Annotated in this window: 1 protein-coding gene; it reads right to left on the bottom strand. The window is 69.8% G+C overall.

Annotated elements, in window-relative coordinates; translation table 11 throughout:
- Positions 1–4: 4 nt before the first annotated feature.
- The gene (locus tag ACWDPV_RS18525; RefSeq protein WP_449744144.1) at positions 5–24,892 is read right to left on the bottom strand and encodes a non-ribosomal peptide synthase/polyketide synthase; all 24,888 of its coding nucleotides are present in this window, start codon (positions 24,890–24,892) and stop codon (positions 5–7) included.
- Positions 24,893–24,902: the final 10 nt, after the last annotated feature.

Here is a 24,902-nt window from a genome sequence, read left to right as displayed (position 1 = left end):
TCTCTCATCGTGAGTTCTCGTCATGCTGACCGGCCGGTCGCGAACGCAGCCGTCGGTCCAACTCCGGACCGATGATCTGCAGCGCCTCGGCATTGGCGAGGCCGAGGTGGTCGGCGTCCACGTCGACGTTCGTGACGGTGCCACCGACGTGGGGCTCCCACCCGCGGGCGACCGCGCTCGGGTCCTCCTTGTCCCTCGTGGCGGTGAACACCAGCAGCGAGCCGTCGTAGGGGGCGGGCCGGAACTGCTCGACGAGGGATTCGCCGATCGCAAAGCTGTCCATCACCCCCTGGACCTGCTCGGTGTCGAGCAGCTCCATCGAGGCGATCTGCTGCCGGATGATCTCCGCGACCTCTTCGGCGCTGTCCGCGTGGACACTGTCGTCGAGGTCGAACAGGTCGCGCCATCCGCCGAGGAAGTCCCCGACGTACTCCCCGCCCAGCTGCACGCCGACCGGTTCGTCGGCGCCGGTCTCGGCGGTCTGCGCCGGCACCGGCGACGAGTCCATCACCCCGAGGAACGCCACCTCCTCGCCGTCGGCGCGCAGCGCGGTCGCGATCGCATAGGCGACATAGCCTCCCAGCGACCACCCGAGCAGGTGATAGGGCCCATGGGGTGAGACCCGTCGGATCTCCTCCAGGTAGCGGGTGGCCATCTCCTCGACGCTGCGGGCACTCGGCTCGCCGGCGACGACGTGCGGGTCCTGCAGGCCGTACACGGGCCGGTCGGCGAGGTACGGCACGAAGCCGCCGTAGAACCACGCCAGACCGCCGGCCGGGTGGACACAGAACAGCGGTGGCTGTGAGCCCTGCGCGTTGAGCGTGATCAGCACCTCGCCGGAACCGCTGCCACCCCCTTCGATCCGGGCGGCCAGACCGCGGGGCGTGGGGTCGTTGAACAGCCAGGCCAACTCGAGGTCGTGGCCGCGCTCGCGCAATCCGGCCAGCACCCGCGTCGCCGACAGCGAGTTGCCGCCGAGATCGAAGAAGCTCTGTGTCACGCCGACCTGCTCGGCCTCCAGCACGTCGGCGAACACCGCGGCGACGGCCGCCTCGACCTCGGACGCCGGGGCGACATACTCGTCGACACCGGCGTCGATGATCGCCTCCGGCAACGCCCGCTTGTCGAGCTTGCCGACCGGCGTCAGCGGGAGCGAGTCCAGGACCATGATGCTCGACGGCACCATGTGCGCCGGCAGGCGCTGCCCGACGAAGTCGCGCAGCGCGCCGACGTCGAGGGTCTCCTCGGCGACCACGTACCCGGCCAGGGCCGTCGCCACCGATCCCCCGACCCCGATCACGACTGCCGACTCGACGGACGGATGGTCGGCCAGGACCGCCTCGATCTCCCCGAGCTCGATCCGCAGACCACGCAGTTTCACCTGATCGTCGGATCGGCCCGCATACTCCAGCACGAGTTCACCGTCGCGGTCCCGACGCCACCGCACCACGTCACCGGTCCGGTACATCCGCTCCCCGGCCGCCCCGAACGGGTTGACGACGAATCGTTCGGCGGTCAGGCCCGGACGATCGAGGTAGCCGCGCGACAACGCGCCGCCCACGGCGTACAGCTCGCCCGGCACACCCACCGGCACGGGTCGCAACCGTCCGTCGAGGACGAGGAGTTCGACGCCGGCCAACGGTCGGCCGAGACGGACCGGCTCACCCGCACGCATGGGGGCGCTGAGCGTGATGCCGATCGTCGTCTCGGTGGGGCCGTACAGGTTGTGGATCGGCACGTGCGGCGACCACGCGTCCACCAGGGACGGGGGCACCGCTTCGCCGCCGGCCATCAGGGCGGCCAGATCCGGCAAGGCGGCCGGATCGAGGGTCGACAGCACCGTCGGCGTGAGGAACGTGTGTGTGACCCGATGCTCCTGCATGAACTGTTGCAGCGCATGGCCTCCGACCGCATCGCTCGGACGGTAGGCGAGAGTGCCGCCGTTGACCGTCGCCAGCAGATACTCCAGGACCGACGCGTCGAAGCTCGGTGAGGCGAAGCCGAGGACGACCGGTGCGTCGGCCACCGAGAGGCGGGCCGTCTCCTGAGCTGCGAAGTTCGCCAGACCGGAGTGGGTCACCGAGACGCCCTTGGGCCGACCGGTCGATCCCGACGTGTAGATCACGTATGCCACGTTCTCCGGGCGGACCGTCCCCGCGGTCTCGCCGTCCGCGATGGGGCCGCCGGGCAGGCCGTCCACGGTCGCACCGATCTCGTCGTCGTCGAGGTGGATCCAGTCGAAGTCGCGGCCCGGCAGGTCCGACGTACGAACCGTCAGCCCCAGGATCGCCCCGGAGTCCTCGACCATGTTCGCGACGCGTTCGGCCGGATAGTCGGGGTCGATCGGCACGTATCCCGCGCCGGTCTTGGTGACGGCCCAGATCGCGGTGAGCAGGTCGACCGACCGGCCGATGGCCAGGGCGACCAGCGATTCGACGCCGATCCCTCGTCCGATCAGCCAGCGCGCCAGACGATTCGAGCGCTCGTCGAGGTCCCGATAGGTCAGCGAGGCGTCGTGGCCGTCAACGACGGCGACGCGATCCGGGTGGCGTGCCACCGCCGCACCGAACATGTCGGTGAGCAGCATCGGCCCGGTCCCCGGTCCGCCCGAGACCGACGTCAGACTCTCGACCTGTTCCCCACCGATCAACGGGATGTCGACGGTGAGTGTGTCCGGCGCGTCCGCGACGGTCCGCAGGATCTGCACCAGCGCGTCGATGAACACCTGGACCTGCGCGGCGTCGAATGCGTTCGGCAGATACTTCACCGTCAACGAGAGTCGTTCTCCCGCAATCGGTGACGTCGACATGTTCAGCGGATAGTGGGTGGCGTCGGAGCCCTCGAAATCGAGGATCTCCAGTCCACCCGTGAGTGACGCATCCGTGGTCGACAACGAATCGGTGTCCACCGGATACGACTCGTGCACGGTGAGGGTGTCGAACAGCGGCCCGACGATCCCGGAACCACCGGCGAGTCCGGACAGTTCGGCCAGCGAGAGGTGCTGATGATCGAGCACCGACACCTTCGTCTCCTGGACGCGTGCGAGCACCGTGGAGATCGGCGCCTCCGGGTCGACGTCGATCACCGCGGGCAGCGTGTTGATGAACAGACCCACCATCGATTCGACACCGTCGAGATCGGCCGGTCGACCGGACACGGTCTCGGCGAACGAGACGACTCGGTTGCCGGTGAGCCGCGACAACAACACGGCCCACGCGAACTGCAACACCGTCGCCACCGTCGCACCCTCGGCACGGGCCACGGCCTCGATGCGCGCCGTCAGATCGGCATCGAGGACGACCGAGAGATCCTGCGGCAGTGCGTCCGCCGTCGCCTCGGCACCCGGCGCGACGAGAGTCGGCGCCTCGATCGGCGCCAGGACCGCGCGCCACGCCTCGCGTCCGGCCGTGTCGTCGGCGGCCGCGAGATGTCGCAGGTAGTCCTCGAAATCACCGTCGCCGGAACCGATCTGGCCGGTGTAGGTGAGACCGGTCGCGTACAGCGCGAGCAGATCGGCGAGCACCAGCGGTCCGGACCATCCGTCGATGAGGATGTGGTGGTTGGTCACCACGAGATGCGCGGTGTCGCCGTGCCGTACGACGGCGAAGCGCATGAGCGGCGGACGTTCGAGGTCGAACGGCGTGCGCCGCTGCATGTCCGCGATCTCCTGCACCCGCGCCGCGATCGCCTCGTCGGTGCCGTCGGCGTCGAGCACCTCCCACGGGACCTGGACCGACGGCGGTACCACCGCCACCACCGCACCGGAAGCGGTCCGGACGAAGCCGGAGCGCAACGCGCGGTGATGCGCGAACAACGCCTGCGCCGCACCGTGCAGCCGATCGAGGTCGACGGTGCCCCCGAGTTCCAGGATCGACTGGACCACATAGACATCCACCGATGCGTCGGTGACGGTCGACGCCAGCTCCGATTCGAAGTGCAGACCCCTCTGCAACGGCGACAGCGGCCAGATGTCCGAGTTCCCGAAGCGTTCGGCGAGTGCGTCGAGGTCGGCCTGGGTGACCCCGGTTCCCGGGACATCCGATGGCGAGAGCCCGGGATCGCCGACGGTCGACAGGTGATCGACGATCGCCGCCAGCTCGCCGCGCCAGCGCGACGCGATGTCGGCGGCGTCGTCGTCGGAGAGCACCGACCGGACGAACAGGAAGTCCGCCGACAATTCGCGACTGTGCTGATCGGCCAGCGTTCCGACGTTCACGGTGAGTGTGTTCATCGCTGTCATCGCACCCGAGACCGTGGCCGGCAGAACGGGAGCCGACGGATCGGCCATGAACGGCACGACGATCTCCTCGCCGGACGAGCGGGTGCCGGCGCCGAAGAAGTTGAACCCGATCGACGGCAACGACGTACCGGCGAGTCGGGCATCGCCGCCGAAGCGCAGGAGCCCGAATCCGACGCCACGGTCCGGCTGACCCAGCCGCTCCTCCTTCGCGGCCTTCACCGCGCGCACCACGTCATCGGCCGGATCGAGGGCCGTCGGTGCGATGGTCGTGAACCAGCCCGCCGTCCGCGACAGGTCCGCGGAGTGCGGATCGTCGCCGCGCGCCACCACCTCCTCGTAGCGCCCGTGGCCCTCCATCAGGACCGTGACCGGCGCGTCGTCGGCGATGGCCCGATCACGCTGCCAGGACCGCACCGCTCGTGCGAGAGCCGCAACCAGCGCGTCGTTGACGTGGCCCGCGTAGGCGTCCGGCACCGTCGTCAGCAACGCCTCGGTGACGTCGGCGTCGATGCGCACCCGTACGGAACCGACCGTCGCGAACGTATCCCGTCGCGGATCGAACGGCACACCGAAATCGGTGGGCGCCCGGTTCACCCGGGTCTGCCACCAGGCCACCTCGTCGTCGCGTTCCGTCGCCTGCTGACCCAGCGCCGCATGCCACGCCCGCGCCGACGTCACCTCGCGCCGGACGGCCGGCTCCTGACCCGACGTCACCGCGCCCCACGCGGTGATGACGTCCTCGATCAGGATCGGCCACGACACCGCGTCGACGCCGAGGTGGTGGACGGCGAGCACCACACGTGCACCGTCACCGCCGACGACCAGCGCCGCGGAGACGATCACGCCGGTGGCCGGGTCCAGCCGGCCGAGCGCATCGGCATGGGCGGTGCGCAGGGTCTCGTCGAAGTCGGGGCTCCCGACGTCGGCGCCGGTGGTCACCTCGCCGACGACGCACCCCGCCCCGTCGCCGAGCGTGTACGCCCAGCCATCCGGCGTCGCGGTCAGCCGCGCGGAGAGGATCGGGTGCGCCCCGACGACGGCGCCGAGCACCGTCGTCAGTGTCGCCAGATCGAGCGCAGGCGGCGCCATCAACACCATCGACTGAGAGAAGTCCGCGAAATCCTCTGGCGCCGAGGACAGTTCGAGCATCCACGCGGCCACCGGCGGAATGGTCACGTCGTCGCCGGCCGGCTCAGGCAGCAGCGGCAGCCGGTCGGTTCCGGCCGACACCGCGATCGCCATCGCGCGAACTGTCTTGTGTTCGAAGATGTCTCGTGGCGACACCGCGAATCCGGCGGCCCGCGCCGCCGACGACAACTGGATCGCGAGGATCGAGTCGCCGCCGAGCGCGAAGAACGACTCGGTCACACTGACCCGGTCAAGGCCGAGGACTCCGGCGACGACCCGGGCGAGGGTCTCCTCGGTGGAGGTCTCGGGCGCGACATAGTCGTCACCACCGCCGTCGAGGTCGGGCAGCGGAAGTGCCCGACGGTCGAGCTTGCCGTTGGCCGTCAGCGGCAGGTGGTCGACCGACACGATCAGGCCGGGCACCATGTATCCGGGCACGGCACGGGCGGTCGCGTCCCGAACGACCTGGGCATCGATCTCGGCGCCGGCCTCGGCGACGACATAGCCGATGAGCTGCTCACCGCGGCCGGGCAGTTCGACCACGTTCGCCGCGGCGGCGGTGACACCGTTCACGCCGAGGAGCGCGGCCTCGATCTCGCCGTACTCGATCCGGAAGCCGCGCAACTGGACCTGGGAGTCGCCGCGGCCCAGGTACTCGATGTCGTCGCCGACACGGCGGGCGAGGTCACCCGTGCGGTACATCCGTGCACCGTTCGGGTCGAACGGATTCGCGACGAATCGGGTCGACGAGAGTCCGGCACGTCCCAGGTAGCCCTGCGCGAGCTGTCCACCCGTCACATACATCTCGCCGACAACGCCCGGCGGCACCGGATGCAGGCGGTCGTCGAGGATGTGGATCGCCAGCGAGTGCAGCGGACGGCCGATCAGGGAGGCCTCGCCGCCCGCGACGAGTGCGCGGTCGAGGGGGCGGTAGCTGACGTGCACGGTCGTCTCGGTGATCCCGTACATGTTGACCAGCTGCGCCGTGTCGTCGGGATGGTCGTCGAACCACCGACGTACCTGCTCGAAGCCCAGCGCCTCACCGCCGAACACGATGTAGCGCAACGGCAGTTCGACGGTCGAGCGTCGACGCGCGTCGATCAGCTGATAGAAGGCGGACGGTGTCTGGTTCAGGACCGTCACACCCTCGGCCGCCAACAGCTCCACGAAGGCGTCGGGATCGCGGGCGAGACCGCGATCGACGATGACCAGCCGGGCACCCGACAGGAACGGTCCCCACAGCTCCCACACCGAGAAGTCGAAGGCGTAGGAGTGGAACATCGTCCACACGTCGGTCTCGAGGAAGTCGAAATCCCCTGCCGCGGTGTCCATCAGTGTGATCACATCCCGATGGGTGATCTCCACACCCTTCGGCAGCCCGGTCGACCCGGACGTGTAGATCACATAGGCCCGTGACGACGGGCGCACTCCCGGTGTGGGCACTGCGGAACTCGCACCGGTCGTCGCCAGGTCGTCGACGTCGACGGCGACAACGGTCTCCGGCAACGAGCCGAAGAGTTCGTGACCCGCCGTCGCGGCATCGGTGATCACGACCCCGGCCGACGCGTCCGACACGATGAACGCCAGCCGATCCGCCGGATTCGTGGTGTCCAGAGGGAGGTAGCCCGCGCCGGCCTTGAGGACGGCGAGGATCGACACCGCGAGGTCCACCGACCGCGCGGTCGCGATGCCCACCAGGTCACCCGTACGGACGCCGTGCGCATACAGGGCCGCGGCCACCGCATCCGAGCGTACGTCGACGTCGCGGTAGGTCAGCGACGTCCCCTCGGCCGTGACCGCGGTGCGGTCGCCATGACGTGCGACGGTCGCGGAGAACAGATCGACCAGTGTGCGGTCGGTGTGCGCGGTCGCCGTCACCGGCGCGGGCAGCGCCGCCAGGTCGCTCGACTCCGTCGTGGAGAGCAACTCGACGTCGCCGACCGGTGTCGTCGGATCGGCCACGAGCGCGGCCAGTACCCGGACGAACCGCTGGGCCATCGCCGTGACCGTCGCCCCGTCGAACAGATCGGTGGCATAGACGATCTGGGCCGGCCATGCCTGCCCGTCGGTCCCGCCGGCGACGGCGAAGGTGAGGTCCACCTTCGCCGGAGTCTCGGGTGCCTCGACCGGCGTGATCGACAGCCCTCCGATGGTGGTCGTCGCACCCGACGCCGACTCCCCCAGCGCGGTCGAGAACTCGGGCAGCGTCGACTGATGGAACGTCAGCAGGATCTGGGTCAGCGGCGCGAACGCCTCCGAGCGCACCGGATCCAGATGTTCCACCAACGTCTCGAACGGGACATCGGCGTGGGCGAACGCGTCCAGATCGGTCACCCGCACCTGATCGAGCAACTCCGCGAACGACATTCCCAAGTCGACACCGGCGCGAAGCACCAGCGTGTTGACGAACATGCCCACGAGGGCATCCAGTTCGCGCCGTCCGCGACCCGCGATCGGTGTGCCGATCGCTATGTCGTCGGTGGCCGACAGTCGGGCGAGCAGCACCGACAGACCGGCGTGCACCACCATGAACGGGGTGACCCCGCGCGCGGCGGCGATGGCGGCGATCCCGTCGACGACGTCGGTGGGGATCTCGAACGCCACCTGATCGCCGCGCTGTGATGCGACGACCGGTCGCGGTCGATCGCTCGGCAGATCCAGCACATCCGGCAGGCCGCGCAGCGCCGACGACCAGTACGAGAGTTGCTGTCCCACTATCGAATCGGCGTCTGCCGCCGAACCCAGCACCCGGTGTTGCCAGAGCGCGAAGTCGGCGAACTGGACTTCGAGCGGCGTGAACGCCGGCTCGCTGCCGGCCGACCGCGAGGCGTAGGCGGTCATGAGGTCGGCGACGAGCGGGGCCATGGACTCGCCGTCCGCGGCGATGTGATGCGCGACGATCGCGACGACGAACTCACCGTCGGCGACCCGCCACAGGCGGGCGCGCACCGGCCACTGGTCGGTCACGTCGAATCCTGCGGTCACGGCCTCCTCGAGGCCGGCCGACGACTCGACCTCGGCCCAGTCCAGGGTCTCCGCGACCGCGGCGGCGGGGGCGATCACCTGGACCGGGACCCCGTCGACCGCCGGGAAGGTGGTGCGCAGGACCTCGTGGCGCACCACGACGTCGACGAGAGCGGCGCGCAGCGCGGCCACATCGAGGTCTCCGTCGAGACGCAGGAGCACCGGGACGTTGTAGGTGGAGGCCGACGGGTCGAACTGGTTGATGAACCACATCCGCAACTGCGCGAACGAGACCGGCGTCCGGTCCGGTCGCGGCACGACCGCCGTCACCGGTTCCAGGCCGGCTCCGCGGCCCGCCACCGCCGCTGCGAGAGCCCGCACCGACGGTGCCTCGAACACGTCGCGAACCGACACGTCCACACCGAACACGTCTCCCACGCGGGCGGCGACACGCGTCGCGGACAACGAGTTGCCGCCGACCTCGAAGAAGCTGTCGACGACACTGACCTGCTCCACGCCGAGGACCTCGCCGAACACCCGGGCGACAGACTCCTCGGCCTCGGTGTCCGGGGCCACGAACTCGGCGGCGATGTCGACGACCGGTTCCGGGAGCGCCTGCTTGTCCAGTTTGCCGACCGGGGTCAACGGAAGTGACTCCAGCACGGCGATACTCGCCGGCACCATGTGCGACGGCAACCGCTGCCCCACGAACGTCCGCAGGGTGCCGGGCTCGACGTCGTCCCGCAGGACGACGTAGCCGGCCAGCGCGGTGGCGACCGACCCGCCGACACCGACGACGACCGCCGACTCCACCGACGGATGCGAGGCCAGCACCGCCTCGATCTCACCCAGCTCGATGCGCAGACCGCGCAGCTTCACCTGATCGTCGCTGCGCCCCACGTACTCCAGGGACAGTTCACCGGTCGCGCCGCGACGCCACCGGACGACATCGCCCGTCCGGTACAGACGGGCACCGTTGTCGCCGAACGGATCCGCGACGAATCGCTCCGCCGTCAGGCCCGCGCGACGGACATAGCCGCGCGCGAGGGCGTCGCCGGTCACGTACAGTTCGCCGGCCACCCCGACCGGTACCACCTGAAGCCGTGAATCCAGGACCAACAGACCGACTCCCGGGATCGGCGCACCCAGCGTCGGCGGTGTGCCCGGACGCAGCGCTCCACTCATGGCGACGACGATGGACGTCTCGGTCGGGCCGTACATGTCGTGGAAGGCCACCCGCGCGCCCCACCGGTCGACCATCGACGGGGGGACGGCCTCACCGCCGGACGCGAGCACCTCGAGGGCGGGCAGTGATTCCGGTTCGAGGGTCGCCAGCACGGTGGGTGTGAGGAATGCGTGGGTGATGCGGGATTCGCGCAGGAACGCCGACAGCGGCTCGCCCCCGAGGGCGTCCTGCGGACGGTAGACCAGGGTGGCCCCGGCCCGCACCGCCATCAGCCATTCCAGCAGCGACGCATCGAAACTCGGTGATGCGAATCCGAGCACCCGCGACTCCTGCGAGACCGCGAACCGCTCGACCTCCGTCACGGCGAAGTTCTCCAGGCCGCGCCCGGTGACCTGGACACCCTTCGGTGTACCGGTCGACCCGGACGTGTAGATCACGTAGGCGACCGCATCGGGATACGGAACGCCGATCAGCTCGTCATCGAGGACGGGCGAGGCGTCGACACCGCTGAGATGCGACGTGAACCCGGCGGAGTCGACGACGGTCCAGTCCACCTCCGCACCGAACTCACGCCGGTGGGCCTGCGTCGTGAGGCCCACCCGGACACCCGAATCGGTGAGCATGTGCGCGATTCGCTCCGCCGGGTAGGCCGGATCGACGGGCAGATACCCGGCGCCCGTCTTCGCGACCGCCCAGATGGCGGTCAACAGCTCGGCGGACCGGCCGATGGCCAGCGCCACCAGCGATTCTGCCCCGACACCCTGCGAGATCAGCCACCGGGCGAGGCGGTTCGACCGCGCGTCGAGCTCGGCGTAGGTGAGAGCGACGCCGGACGCGTCGACGACGGCCGTCGCCTCGGCGTGACGATCCACGACCGCAGCGAACATGTCACGCAGCACACTCGGCGGTCGGCCGGGAACTCCACGGACAGGCGCGAGTTCGGCCGTGTCCTCCGACGTCAGCAGGTCGATGTCGCCGACCGCCACCGACGGGTCGGCCACCATCGACTCGACGACGCGCAGCCACGCCCGGACGAAGCCCTCCACGGTTGTCTCGTCGAACAGCGAACGGGCATAGACGAAGTCGACGGTCATCGGTCCGGCCTCGCTGCGGTCGGTCACCGCCACGGACAGTTCGAATTTGGCGACCTGGTCGGGTAGATCCAGCGGCTGCGCGACGAGGCCGGCGGCCTCGAGCTCCGCGGTCCCCGGATCGCCGTCCACATGGGTGAAGGCGATCTGCGCGAGCGGCGGGAACGCCGTCGACCGCGTGGGTGAGAGTTCGTCGATCAGCTCCTCGAACTGCACATCGGCATGAGCGAACGCCTCGAGATCCTCGCTGCGGACCCGGGCGAGGAGATCGGTCACCGACATCGACGGTTCCACCTGCGTACGCAGCACGAGGGTGTTGACGAACATACCGACCAGATCACCCAGCGCGGCATCGGTCCGACCGGCGATCGGGGTGCCGATGACGACATCCGTCGTCGATGCGAGTCGCGCGACCAGGATGGCCAGGGCGGCATGGGACGCCATGAACGGGGTGACGCCCTGCGTGCGGGCGAAGTCCTCCAGACGGCGGGCCACCGAGTCGTCGACCGGCGTCGACACCACCCCCGCGGGCGTCTCCATGACCGCCGGGCGCGGACGGTCCATCGGCAGGTCGGTCACCGACGGCAGCGACCGCAGGTGCTCCCGCCAGTATCCGAGCTGCGCCGCCATGCGGCTGGACGGATCGTCGGCCGAACCCAGCGTCGCCTGCTGCCAGAGTGCGTAGTCGGCGTACTGCACGCCGAGAGACGGGGCGGACGGCGCCGCCGCGTCGACACGGGTCATGTACGCGCTCAACAAGTCCCGAACGAACACGGCCGTCGATGATCCGTCGAACGCGATGTGATGCGCCGTCAGCACGACGTCAAAGACGTCGGCACCCGAACGACGGACCCGCCCGCGCAGCGGCAGGTCGACGGTCACGTCGAACCCACGGGACGCCGACGCAGCGAGTTCGGCCTCGTCGTCGACCACCTGCCAGTCCAGAACGCGACGGGCCTCGGCGACATCGAGGATGCGCTGGCTCGGTCCGTCGGCATCGAGCGGATAGACGGTGCGCAGCACCTCGTGACGGGCGACGACGTCACCCACCGCGCCGGCCAGGGCGTCGAGATCGAGGGAACCGGTCAGCTGCAACGCCATCGGGATGTTGTAGGCGGGTGAGGCCGGATCGAAGCGGTTGATGAACCACATCCGCGCCTGCGCCATCGACAGCGGCAGCCGGTCGGGCCGTTGCCCGGCGACCAGCGGCGCCACCGTCTGCCCACGGCCGGCCACCGCCGCGACGAGCTCTCGCACCGAGGGCGATTCGAACAGATCGCGCACCGACACGTCGACGCCGAGGGCCTCGGCGACCCGTGCCGCGACCCGCATCGCCGACAGCGAGTTGCCACCGATGTCGAAGAACGACTCGATGACGCTGACCTGCCCGAGCCCCAACACGTCGGCGATCACCGCCGCGACCGCGGACTCGTCGTCCGACGACGGCGCCACGTAATCGCCGATCTCGAACACCGGGGCCGGCAAAGCCTTCCGGTTGAGCTTGCCGGAGCTGTTCAGCTCGATGTCGTCGAGCAGCATCCACACCGACGGACGCATGTACTCCGGCAACGCGTCGGCGACGACCGCCTTGACGACGCCCTCATCGATCGACGCGGGAGCGACATACGCGACGAGATGCTGACCGCCGGTCGGCGAGTCGGCGACCGTGCAGGCCACGTGCACGACACCGGGGGCGGAGGCGATGACCGCCTCGATCTCGCCGAGTTCGATGCGCTGACCACGGAGTTTCACCTGGAAGTCCGTGCGGCCCAGGTAGTCGATCTCACCCCGGTGGTCCCACCGCACCAGGTCTCCGGTCCGATACAGGCGGTCGCCGTCGTCTCCGAACGGGTCCGCGACGAATCGTTCGGCCGTGAGGCCGGGGCGCGAGGCGTAGCCGCGGGCCAACTGCACGCCACCGAGGTAGAGCTCGCCGGGAACTCCCGGCGGCACCGGCCGCAAGCGAGCGTCCAGCACGTAGGTCGTGGTGTTCCACTCGGGTGTGCCGATGGTGACCTTGTCGGTACCTGTCACGTTGACGGAGGTCACATCGACCGTCGCCTCGGTCGGTCCGTACAGGTTGATGATCTGGGTGTGCGGCAACAGCTCGTGCGTACGCGCCGCCACCGGGGTCGGCAAGGCCTCGCCCGAGGTCAGCAGCCACCGCAACCGGTCGAGATGCGCCAGCTTCTCGGCCGGGACGACGTCGAGGAACACCGACAGCATCGACGGCACGAAGTGCACCGACGTCGCCCCCTCGGACGCCAGCAGGTCGGCGATGTAGTCGGGCTCCATGTGACCGCCGGCGCGGGCGATCACCATGGCCGCACCCGACATCAGCGGACCGAACAGTTCGGGCACCGACACATCGAAGGTGACCGGGGTCTTCAGCACCACGCGCTCGCCGACGCCCCACTCGAATTCGATGACGCACCAGCGCATCCGGTTGAGCAGCGACCGGTGCGTCACGGTGACGCCCTTCGGCCGTCCCGTCGATCCCGACGTGAACAGGGTGTAGGCGGCATCGTCGAGCCGCAGCGGCGTCCGGCGCGTCGCATCGGTCACCGGCGGCACCGACAGATCGGCGGTGGCGGTGGCATCGACCTCGATCACCGTGACGCCGTCAACGCCGGCGGCCACCGCGGCTCGGCCTGCGCCGATGAGCACCACGTCGACATCGGCGGTCTCGAGCATGTACTCGACGCGGTCGAGCGGGGTGTCCGGATCGATCGGGACGTACTGCGCACCGGCGGCGAGGACGGCATTGACCGCGAGGACCATCTCCACCGAGCGGTCCAGCGAGACAGCCACGGCCACACCGGGTCCCACACCAGCGGCGATCAGCTCGGTCGCCAGCGCGGACATGCGTGCGGCGAACTCGGCGTAGGACACCGCGCGGCCCTCGTACACGAGCGCGGCCTCGTCCGGCGTCCGGGCCGCCTGCGCGATGATCGCATCCGGGACCAGGTCATCCGGCACTTCGACGACGGCGCCGGTCGACCACCCGTCGACGACCCCCCGTTCGGCGTCGGAGATGAGGACGGCGTCCCCGACCGGATCGGCCGGGTTCGTCACCAGGTCGGACATGAGCGCGACGAAGCGCTCGGAGAGCGTCTCCACCGTGGACTCGTCGAACAGATCGGTGGCGTACACGATCGAGCACGCCCAGTCCTGGCCGGCGGGCGCGGAGCTGACCGTCACCGACAGATCGAGTTGCGCAGGGACCCACGACGGTTCGATCGACCGGACGGACAGGCCGGCGACCGCGATGTCGGCGTCCTCCGCGGATGCCGCCGGATCGAACGACAGCATGACCTGCGCCAGCGGTGCGAAACCCTCCGAACGGGTCGGATTGACCGCCTCGACCACCGTCTCGAACGGGACGTCCGCGTGCGCGAACGCATCGAGATCGGTCACCCGGACGCCGTCGAGCAGCTCGGCGAAACTGGTCGACGGCGCCACGCCCGTCCGCAGCACGAGGGTGTTGACGAACATGCCGACGAGCGGATCGAGCGCGGCGGATCCGCGCCCCGCGATCGGGGTGGCGATGGTGATGTCGTCGGTGGCCGAGAGACGTGCGAGGAGCACCGACAGTCCGGCGTGGACCACCATGAACGGGGTGACCCCGAACTGCTGTGCCACCGCGCCCACGCGCTCGCCCAGCTCCGCCGGCAGGGCGAACCGGACACGGGCACCCTGGTGCGACGCGACCGCCGGACGCTCCCGGTCGGCGGGGAGCTCGAGCACGTCCGGGACACCGGCGAGCTGTTGCCGCCAGTAGGACACCTGCCGGCCGAGCACGGACTCCGGCGCATCCGGCGAGCCGAGCGCGGTGTGCTGCCACAGGGCGTAGTCGGCGAATTGCACTGTCAGCGGCGCGAACTGCGGCTCATCGCCCGCCACGCGCGCCTGGTAGGCGGCCACCATGTCCGTGACGAGCGGCAACATGGACTCGCCGTCGGAGGCGATGTGATGCGCCACCACCGCGAGCAGGTGCTCACCCTCGGACTCGCCCAGCAGACGCACCCGCAGTGGCCACTGCGCCGTGACGTCGAATCCGGTCGTCAACGCCGATTCCAGATCGCCCGGCTCGGCGACGACCGCCCAGTCGATCCGGTCGGCGACCTCGTCGGCCGGGCTGATCACCTGCACCGGCACGCCGTTGACGGCGGGGAAGGTCGTGCGCAGCACCTCGTGCCGCACGACCGTGTCCACGACCGCCCGCCGCAGCGCGTCGACATCGAGCGGGCCGCTCAGTCGCAGCACGACGGGGATGTTGTAGGTCGCCGTCCCTGGCTCGAACCGGTTGATGAACCACATGCGGGTCTGCGCGAACGACAACGGGATCGGTGCCGGTCGCGGTGAGATCGCCACCAACGGTGGCAGTCCCGCCTCCCGTCCGACGACGATTTCCGCGAGCTCGCGGACGGTGGGAGCCCCGAAGATGTCCCGCACCGACACGTCGGCGCCGAACTCCTCGCCGACCCGCGCGGCCACGCGCATCGCCGACAGCGAGTTCCCGCCGATGTCGAAGAACGATTCCGTCACGCTGACACGTTCGACACCGAGCACGTCGGCGATCACCGTCGACACCCGCACCTGCGCGTCGGTCGACGGCGCGACGTACTCCGCTGTCTCGAACACCGGGGCGGGCAGCGCCCGCCGATCGAGCTTGCCGGCACTGTTGAGGGCGATGTCGTCGAGCAGCATCCACACCGACGGACGCATGTACTCCGGCAACGCCTCCGCGACGGCGACGCGCACGGCCTGCTCGTCGACCGTGGACGGCGACACGTACGCGACCAGATGCTGTCCCCCACCGGGGGTCTCGATCACGGTGCAGGCGGCATGCACGACACCGGGCGCCGAGGCGACGACCGACTCGATCTCACCCAGCTCGATCCGCTGACCGCGCAGCTTGACCTGGAAGTCGGTCCGCCCGAGGTACTCGATCCACCCGGAGGTGTCCCAGCGGACGAGGTCACCGGTCCGGTAGAGCCGCGACCCGTCGGGACCGTAGGGATCCGCGACGAACCGTTCGGCGGTCAGTCCAGGCCGCGAGGCGTAGCCGCGTGCCACCTGCACGCCACCCAGATAGAGCTCACCCGGCACTCCCGGCGGCACCAGCCGCAATCGGGCGTCGAGCACGAAGGTCGACGTGTTCCACACCGGGACACCGATCGGTACCACGTCGGTCGCCTCGGTCACATCGACGTAGGCCACCTCGACCGCGGCCTCTGTCGGCCCGAACAGGTTGACGATGGACGCTTGCGGCAACAGGTCGTGGGCGTGCGCGACCACCGACGGAGGCAACGCCTCACCGGAACAGAACAGCCAGCGCACCGAGTCCAGCGCCGAGATCTTCCCCGCCGGGACGACATCCAGGAACACCGAGAGCATCGACGGAACGAAATGCACCGACGTCGCACGTTCGGACGCCACGAGGTCGGCGATGTACATCGGGTCGGCGTGTCCGCCTGCGCGTGCGACGACGATCGTCGCACCGGCCATCACCGGCGCGAACAGCTCCGGCACCGAGACGTCGAAGGTGAACGGGGTCTTGAGCACCACCCGATCGCCCGACGACCACGGGTACTGATCGAGGCCCCACCACAGCCGGTTCGCCACCGACGAGTGCGACACCGTCACACCCTTCGGCCTCCCTGTCGAGCCGGACGTGAACAGGGTGTAGACGGCATCCTGCGGACGCAGCGGCGCGAGACGTTCCGCATCGGTCACCGGGCCGACCGACTCATCCACGTCACCCGAGGTGTCCACCTCGACGATCCGGACGGCCGTACCGAGATTCGCGACCGACGACGGCACGACATCCGAACGGACCAGCACAACACCGACATCCGCGGTCTCGACCATGTACTGCACTCGATCGGCCGGTACGGTCGGATCGATCGGCACGTACTGGCCGCCGGCGGCGACGACGGCGTGGATCGCGACGACCAGCTCGACCGAGCGATCCATCGCCACGCCCACGGCGACCCCCGGCGCGACCCCGGCCGCGATGAGTTCCCGTGCCACGGTGGCGATCCGCGCGCCGAACTCCCGGTAGGTCAGGGTGCGGCCCTCGAACCGCACCGCGGCATCGTCCGGTGTGCGGAGGACCTGTGCGGCAACGGCGTCCGGCACGGAACCGACGGGTACGGCGACCTCGTCGCCGACCGAGCGGTCGGCGATCACCGCACCGGCGGCGGCGGTGAGCAGCGGCACGTCGGCGACGAGGGTCTCCGGCGCCGATGCGGCGGCACGCAGGATCTCGACGACCGCGTCCGCGAAGACCCGGATCTGCTCGTCGGCGAACGCCTCCGGCAGGTATTTCAGCGTGATCGAGAGTTCGTCGCCCATCGGCGACGTGATCATGTTCAGCGGGTAGTGCGTCGAGTCGCTGACGATCGCCTCGGCGATGTCGAGACCACCGGTGAGCGCGGCGTCCGTCGTGGCGAGCGAGTCGGTGTCGACCGGATAGGACTCGTGCACGGTGAGCGTGTCGAAGAGACTCGGGACGTTCGTCAGCGCGATCAGGTCGGGCAGGCCCAGGTGCTGATGATCGAGGACCGACACCTTCGCCGCCTGGAGGGTACGTAGCACCTCCGCGACCGAGGACTTTGGGTCGACGTCCACCACGGCGGGCAGCGTGTTGATGAACAGGCCCACCATCGACTCGACACCCTCGAGGTCCGCCGGTCGCCCGGACACCGTCTCGCCGAAGGTGACGACACGATTGCCCGTCAGCCGCGACACCAGCACCGCCCACGCGAACTGCAGGACGGTCGCGACGGTCGCGCCCTCCGCACGGGCGAGCGAGTCGATCGCCGCGGTCAGCTCCGCGTCGACGACGACGGCATGGTTGCGCGGCAACGCATCCAACGTCGCCTCGACTCCCGGTGCCACCAGCGTCGGACCCTCCACGGGGGCGAGTACCTCACGCCACGCGGCGAGTCCGGCCGCGTCGTCGGCGGTCGCGATGTGCTGCAGGTAGTCCTCGAAATCGCCGCTTCCGGTGGCGATCTGAGCGGTGTAGGTGGCCCCGGACGCGTACAGCGCGAGCAGGTCGGCCAGGACGAGCGGGCCGGACCACCCGTCGAAGAGGATGTGGTGGTTGGTGATCACGACGCTCACACCGGCGTCGTCGCGCACCACGACCACGCGCAGCAGAGGGGGTGCGGCCAGGTCGAACGGCTCGACACGCTGTGCCGCGGTGATCTCCTCGACCCGCGTACGGCGCTCGTCGTCGGACACCGATCCCAGATCGACCGTGTGCCAGGGCACGTCGACGTCATCGCGGACCACGGCGACCACTGCACCGCTCTCGGTTTGCACGAAGCCCGACCGCAGCACCCGATGGTGTGCGACGAGCGCATCGACCGCCGACCTCAGGCGCGTCTCGTCGACGTCACCGCGCAGGCGCAGCACCGCCTGGCTCACGTAGACGTCGACGGCATCGGTGCCGGCGAGTGCGGACTGCAGGTACAGGCCGTTCTGCAGCGGGGACAGCGGCCAGATCGCCGCGCCCGGCGCCTCCTCGGCAATCCGGTCCAGATCCGCCTGTGTCACACCGGTTCCCGGGACATCGGACGGGGACGGTCCGACGACACCGTGCGCGACGACGTCGACGATCGCGGCCAGCTCGGCCGACCACCGGTCCGCGATGCCCTCGACGTCCTCGGCGGTGAGGATGCCCTCGGCGAAGAGGAAGTCCGCGGACAGTTCGCGGCCCGCGGCGCTCGGTCGGGTACCGACGTTGACGGTGAGGACGTTCATCGCCGCCATCGCGCCCGAGACGGTCGCCGGGAGGGCAGGGGCGTCCGGATCGACCATGAACGGCACGACGAGATCGTCGTCGGAGACCGCACGACCACCGGCGCCGAAGAAGTTGAATCCGATCGACGGCAGCGGCCGTCCGGACAACCGCTCGTCGCCGCCGAAGCGTAGCAGGCCGAAGCCGGCACCACGGTCCGGGCGGCCGAGCCGCTCCTCCTTCGCCGCCTTCACGGCGTGGACGGCGTCGTCGGACGGATCGAGGTTCATCGGTGCGATCGTGGTGAACCACCCGACGGTGCGCGACAGGTCCGCGCGGCGCGGATCCAGGCCGGACGCGACGAGTTCCTCGTATCGGCCGTGTCCCTCGAGGAGCACGCCGACCGGGGACTCGTCGGCGATCCCGTTCGCCCGTTGCCACGATCGCACGGCACGCGCCAGAGCGGCGAGCAACGCGTCGTCGACATGCCCGCCGAATGCCTCGGGGACGACGGTCACCAGGGCCTCGGTGATGTCGGCCCTGACCCGGTGCCGGACCGAGCCGAGTGTCGAGAAACGGTCGCGGACGCGGTCGAACGGTGTTCCGAAGCCGGTCGGCTCCGGCAGGCGCGCATCCCAGTAGGCGACCTCGCCGTCGCGATGTGTCGTCTGGTCGGCGATCGCGCCGTGCCATGCCTGCGCAGAGGTGACCTCCGGGCGCACCCGGGGTTCCTGCCCCGACTGCACCTGGCCCCACACCGTGATGACGTCCTCGATCAAGATCGGCCACGAGACGGCGTCCACGCCGAGGTGATGAACGGCGAGCACGACGCGTCCGGCATCGGTGCCACGGACGATCACCGCGGACACGAGCACACCGGCGGACGGATCGAGACGGGCCAGCGCATCCGCGTGCGCCGAGGCGACGGCCTCGGTGAACGCGACGGTCCCCGAGGTCGCGTCCGTCGAGACCTCACGGACCACCGGGCGCGATCCCACGCCGGCGGTCAGCACCCAGTGTCCGTCGACGTCGGCGATCCGGGCCGACAGCATCGGGTGGGCATCGACGACGACGCCGAGCACCGCGGCGAGGTCGTCCGTGGTCAGGCCGTCCGGCGCGATCAGCGCCACCGCCTGGGAGAAGTCGGCGAAATCGGCTGCCGTATGCGAGGATTCGAGCATCCACGACACCACCGGCGAGATCGCGACCTCGCCGGTACCGCCCGACGGGTCGTCGAGCAGCGGGAGCCGCTCGCCACCGGAGGAGACGGCCTGGGCCATGGCGCGCACGGTCTTGTGCTCGAAGATGTCGCGTGGTGTCAGCGACAATCCGACGGCGCGTGCGGCCGACGAGAGCTGGATCGAGCTGATCGAGTCCCCGCCGAGGGCGAAGAACGACTCGGTCACGCTGACCCGATCGACGCCGAGGACGCCCGCGACGATCTGGGCGAGGGTCAGCTCCGTCGACGACGTCGGATTGACGTGATCGGCTGTCTCCGTCTCGATCACCGGTGCGGGCAGCGCGCGGCGATCCAATTTGCCGGCCGGAGTCAACGGCAGGACGTCGAGGACCTGCAGACTGGCCGGGACCATGTGCGACGGCAGTCGCTCGGCGACGAAGTCGCGCAGCGCGGTGACGTCGGTCGAGGCGTCGGCCACCACATATCCGGCGAGCGCGGTGGCCACCGAGCCACCCACACCGATCACCACGGCCGACGACACCGCAGAATGCGATTCCAGTACAGCCTCGATCTCGCCGAGTTCGATGCGCAGTCCGCGCAGCTTGACCTGATCGTCGCTGCGCCCCACATACTCGAGGACGAGATCGCCGGATTCGGCGCGGCGCCAGCGCACGACGTCCCCGGTGCGATACATCCGGGCGCCCGGCTCGCCGTACGGGTCGGCGACGAACCGTTCCGACGTCAGACCGCGACGATCGAGATAGCCACGGGCCAGGGCGACCCCGGCCGCGTAGAGGTCTCCGGGCACGCCGACCGGGACCGGGTGCAGGCGCGCGTCGAGGACGAGCAGCCCCACTCCGTCGACCGGACCGCCGATGTGGACCCCGGTGCCGGGTGTCAGCGCGTGGCTCATCGCGACCGCCACCGAGGCCTCGGTGGGACCGTAGGCGTTGAAGAACCGCAGCGCGGGCGCCCACCGGTCGACGAGCGTCTGGGAGACGGCCTCGCCGCCCGAGATCAGCACGCGCACATCGGGAATCGACGACGGCTCCAGGGTGGCCAGCACTGTCGGGGTGAGGAAGACGTGGGTCAGTTCCTGTTCGCACACGAAGTCCGCGAGCATGTCCCCACCGAGCACGCCCTCCGGGCGGTAGACCAAGGCGGCGCCGCTGCCCGACGCCAGGAGCCACTCCAGGATCGAGGCGTCGAAACTCGGGGACGCGAAGCCCAGCACGCGCGCGTTCTCGTCGACGCCGAAGCGGTCGATCTCCGCGGCGGCGAAGTTGTGGATGCCGCGATAGGTCACCGACACGCCCTTGGGGGTGCCGGTCGACCCGGATGTGTAGATCACGTATGCGGTGGCGTCGAGATGCCGCGGGACGCGCAGGTCGTCCTCGCGCACTGCCGCGCCGTCGAAGCCCGCGAGGACGTCAGGCGAGGCCACGTCCTCCACCGCGCTCCAGGCCACCCCGGTCGGCAGCGCCGACACCCGTGACCGCGTGGTGAGGCCCACGCGCACACCGGAATCGGTGACCATGTGCTCGATGCGCTCGGATGGGTAGTCGGGATCGATCGGCAGATAGCCGGCGCCGGCCTTGGCGACCGCCCACATGGCGACGAGCAGGTCGACCGACCGTCCGATGGCCAGCGCGACCAGCGACTCGGTCCCGATGCCCTGCGAGATCAGCCATCGCGCAAGCTGATTGGACCGCACGTCCAGGTCGGCGTAGGACAGAACCGCTCCGGAGCCGTCCGAGACGGCGACGTGATCCGGATGGGCCGCGGCGACATCGGTGAACACATCGGCGAGCAGACGCGCAGCGGCGCCGGGCCGGCCCGACACCGGCAACAGGGCGGCCGCGTCCTCGTCGTCGAGGAGGTGCGCATCGCCGATCGGCCGGGCCGGCTCGGCCGTCAACTGGTCGAGCAACCGGACCAGCTGGGCCGCCATTTGCTCGGCGGTCGCCGCATCGAAGATGTCGGTGGCGAAGATGAGCGAACCCGACCAGCGGTCGCCCGCATCCGTGATACCGACCGTCAGGTCGACTTTCGCCGGGATCTCCTCGACGGCAACGGAACTCACATGGACACCGGCGACGTCCTCGGCCAGCACCCCGCCTCCGGAGAACTCGGCGAGCACCGACTGGTCGAAGGACAGCAACACCTGGGTGAGCGGCGCGAACGCCTCGGACCGCACGGGATCGAGATGCTCGACGACCGTCTCGAACGGCACGTCGGCGTGCGCGAAGGCCTCGAGGTCGGTGACACGCACCTGGTCCAGCAGGTCGTCGAACGTCATGTCCGGATCGACCCCGGTCCGCAGGACCAGGGTGTTGACGAACATGCCGACCAGCGGATCCAGCACGCGCTGACCTCGACCCGCGATAGGCGTGCCCACGGAGATGTCGTCGGTCGCCGACAGACGGGAGAGCAGGACGGACAGGCCGGCGTGCACCACCATGAACGGGGTGACGCCGCGCTCACGGGAGACCACGCCGATCCGGTCGACGACCCACGCCGGGATCTCGAAGGTGACCTCCGCACCGCGCTGGGAGGCGACTGCCGGCCGTGCACGGTCGGTGGGGAGTTCCAGGACGTCAGGGAGTCCGGCCAACTGCTTCGACCAGTACGCGAGCTGCCGGCCGACGATCGAGCCGGGCTCATCGGCGGATCCGAGCACCTGGTGCTGCCAGATGGCGAAGTCGGCGAACTGCACGTCCAGGGGCGCGAACTCGGGTTCGGCCCCGGCGACCCGTGCCGCGTAGGCCGTGACGATGTCGGCCACCAGCGGCGTCATCGACTCACCGTCGGCGGCGATGTGGTGGGCGACGAGACCGAACACGTACTCATCGGCACCGACCTGCCACAGGCGGGCGCGGACCGGCCACTCGACGGTGACGTCGAACCCGGCGGTGACGGCGGTGGCGAAATCGGACTCCGACGCGACTGTGTCCCAATCCAGTTGTTCAGCAACATCTTCCGTGGGAGACACGACCTGCACCGGGGAGCCGTCGACCGACGGGAACACTGTCCGCAGGACCTCATGCCGGACGACGACGTCGGCCAGCGCCGACCGCAGCGCCGCGACATCCACCGGACCGGCGAGGCGCAGCAGGACCGGGATGTTGTAGGTCGACGCGGCCGTGTCGAACTGATTGATGAACCACATGCGCATCTGCGCGAAGGACAGCGGAATCCGATCCGGACGGATCGGTACCGCGACGACCGGTGCGACACCGACACCGCGGCCACCGATGACCCCGGCCAGTCCGCGCACCGTCGGCGCGTCGAACACGTCGCGCACGGAGAGGTCGACGTTGAAGGTCTCCCCTGCGCGGCCGACGATCCGGGCCGCCGCCAGTGAGTTGCCACCGAGGTCGAAGACCGACTCGGCCACGCTGATCCGTTCGATCCCCAGGACGTCCGCGACGATCTCGGCGAGGATCTTCTCGGTCTCCGTGCTCGGGGCCACATACTCTGCGGCGCCGACGATCTCGGGGTCGGGCAGTCCGCGGCGGTCGAGTTTGCCGTTGACCGTCAACGGCAGTGCGTCGATCAGCATGACCACGTCGGGAACCATGTAGCCGGGCAGTGCGCCTGCCGCAGCGATGCGGACATCCGACGGACTGACGTCGGCGCCGTCGGCGAGGACGACGTAGCCCACGAGCAGTTCGTCGCCGCCGTCGCGCTGTTTCACCGCGGTGGCCGCGGCATCGACCCCGGGGGTGGCGAGCAGAGCGGTCTCGACCTCGCCGAGTTCGATGCGGAAGCCGCGCAATTTGACCTGCGCGTCGCCGCGGCCGAGGTATTCCAGACTTCCCTCGCGCGCGATCGCGAGATCGCCGCTGCGATACATCCGGCGGCCGTCACCGGCGAACGGATCCGCGACGAACCGGCCCGACGACAGCCCCGGGCGGCCCAGATACCCACGGGTGACCTGGGTTCCGCTCACGTAGATCTCACCCGGTACGCTATCCGGGACGGGGCGCAGGCGGTCGTCGAGAAGGTGGATCGTCAGGTCGGGCAGGCCGTGGCCGACGTCGGATCCCTTGGCGGAGGCCACGAAGTCGGGATCGAGGGCACGGAAGGTGGAGTGCACGGTGGTCTCGGTGATGCCGTACATGTTCACCAGCACCGGCCCGACCACGCCTTCGGCTTCGAGACGGTCCTCGTACCACCTCCGCACCTGGGCGAAGTCGAGTGCCTCACCGGCGAAGACCATGTAGCGGACGCTGCCCGCCAGTCGGTTCCGGGTGGCCGGACGGACCGCGGCGGCCAGCTGGTAGTAGGCCGACGGGGTCTGGGAGACGACGGTGGCCTGCTCCGCCGTGAGCAGTTCGGCGAACTCGTCGGGGCTGCGGGTCGTCAGGAAGTCGACGACGACGAGGCGGCCACCGAACAGCAGCGGTCCCCACATCTCGAACACCGACACGTCGAACGCATAGGAGTGGAACATCGTCCACACGTCATGCTCGGTGAACGCATAGTGCTGCTGGGCCGCCGCCATCAGTGCCACGACGCTACGATGCTCCACGACAACGCCTTTGGGACGTCCGGTGGACCCTGAGGTGAAGATCATGTAGGCGGCGCCGCGCGCGTCGATCGCGCTCGGCAGCGACACGGTGGCCCCGTCGGCGTCGGCGAGGAGTTCGGAGACCGTACGACGTTCGACATCGAGGAAGCCGAGCGCCTCGCGCCCGTCGTGGTCGGTGATGACAAGCACCGGATCGGCGTCGGAGACGACGAAGGAGAGGCGATCGGCGGGATGCGAGGTATCCAGCGGAAGGTAGGTGGCGCCGGCCTTGAGGATGCCGAGGATCGCGACCATCACGTCGACGGTGCGCGGGGTCGCCAGACCGACCACGCTGCCCGTGGTGACACCGGAGGCGAGGAGCCCGGAGGCCACGGCATCCGAGCGGTCGTCGAGCTCACGATAGGTCAGCGCACCGCCTGACAGGTCGGTGATCGCGACGCGATCGCCGAAGCGATGCACCGCCGACCGGAAGATGCCGGGCAGGGAACCCCAGTCGCTGGTGCCGGCGACGGCGTAGGCGCGTTCGCGGATGTCGTCGATCGCGGTCTGGATCGCCGCGGCGATACCTGCCGGATCGAGTCCGTCCTTGGGGATCAACGCGGTGACGATCGCGCTGACCGCCGCCTCGGTGTCCAGGCCGCGCGAGGCGAACACCGATGCGGTGGGCGCGACCCGACCGTTGAGTTCGGCGAACGTCACCGGCGAGGCGGTCCCGGTCAGCGCGACAGTCCCCGGTTCGAGCTGGGCCGCAATGGTGATCAGGTCTCGCGTCGGCGGACGCCGCCCCCATCCCATAGAAATGTCTACTGCGTCCAAGCCGATCTCC

Source organism: Gordonia sp. NPDC003504 (genome assembly GCF_053587995.1).
This window is presented reverse-complemented; position numbering and strand designations above follow the sequence as displayed.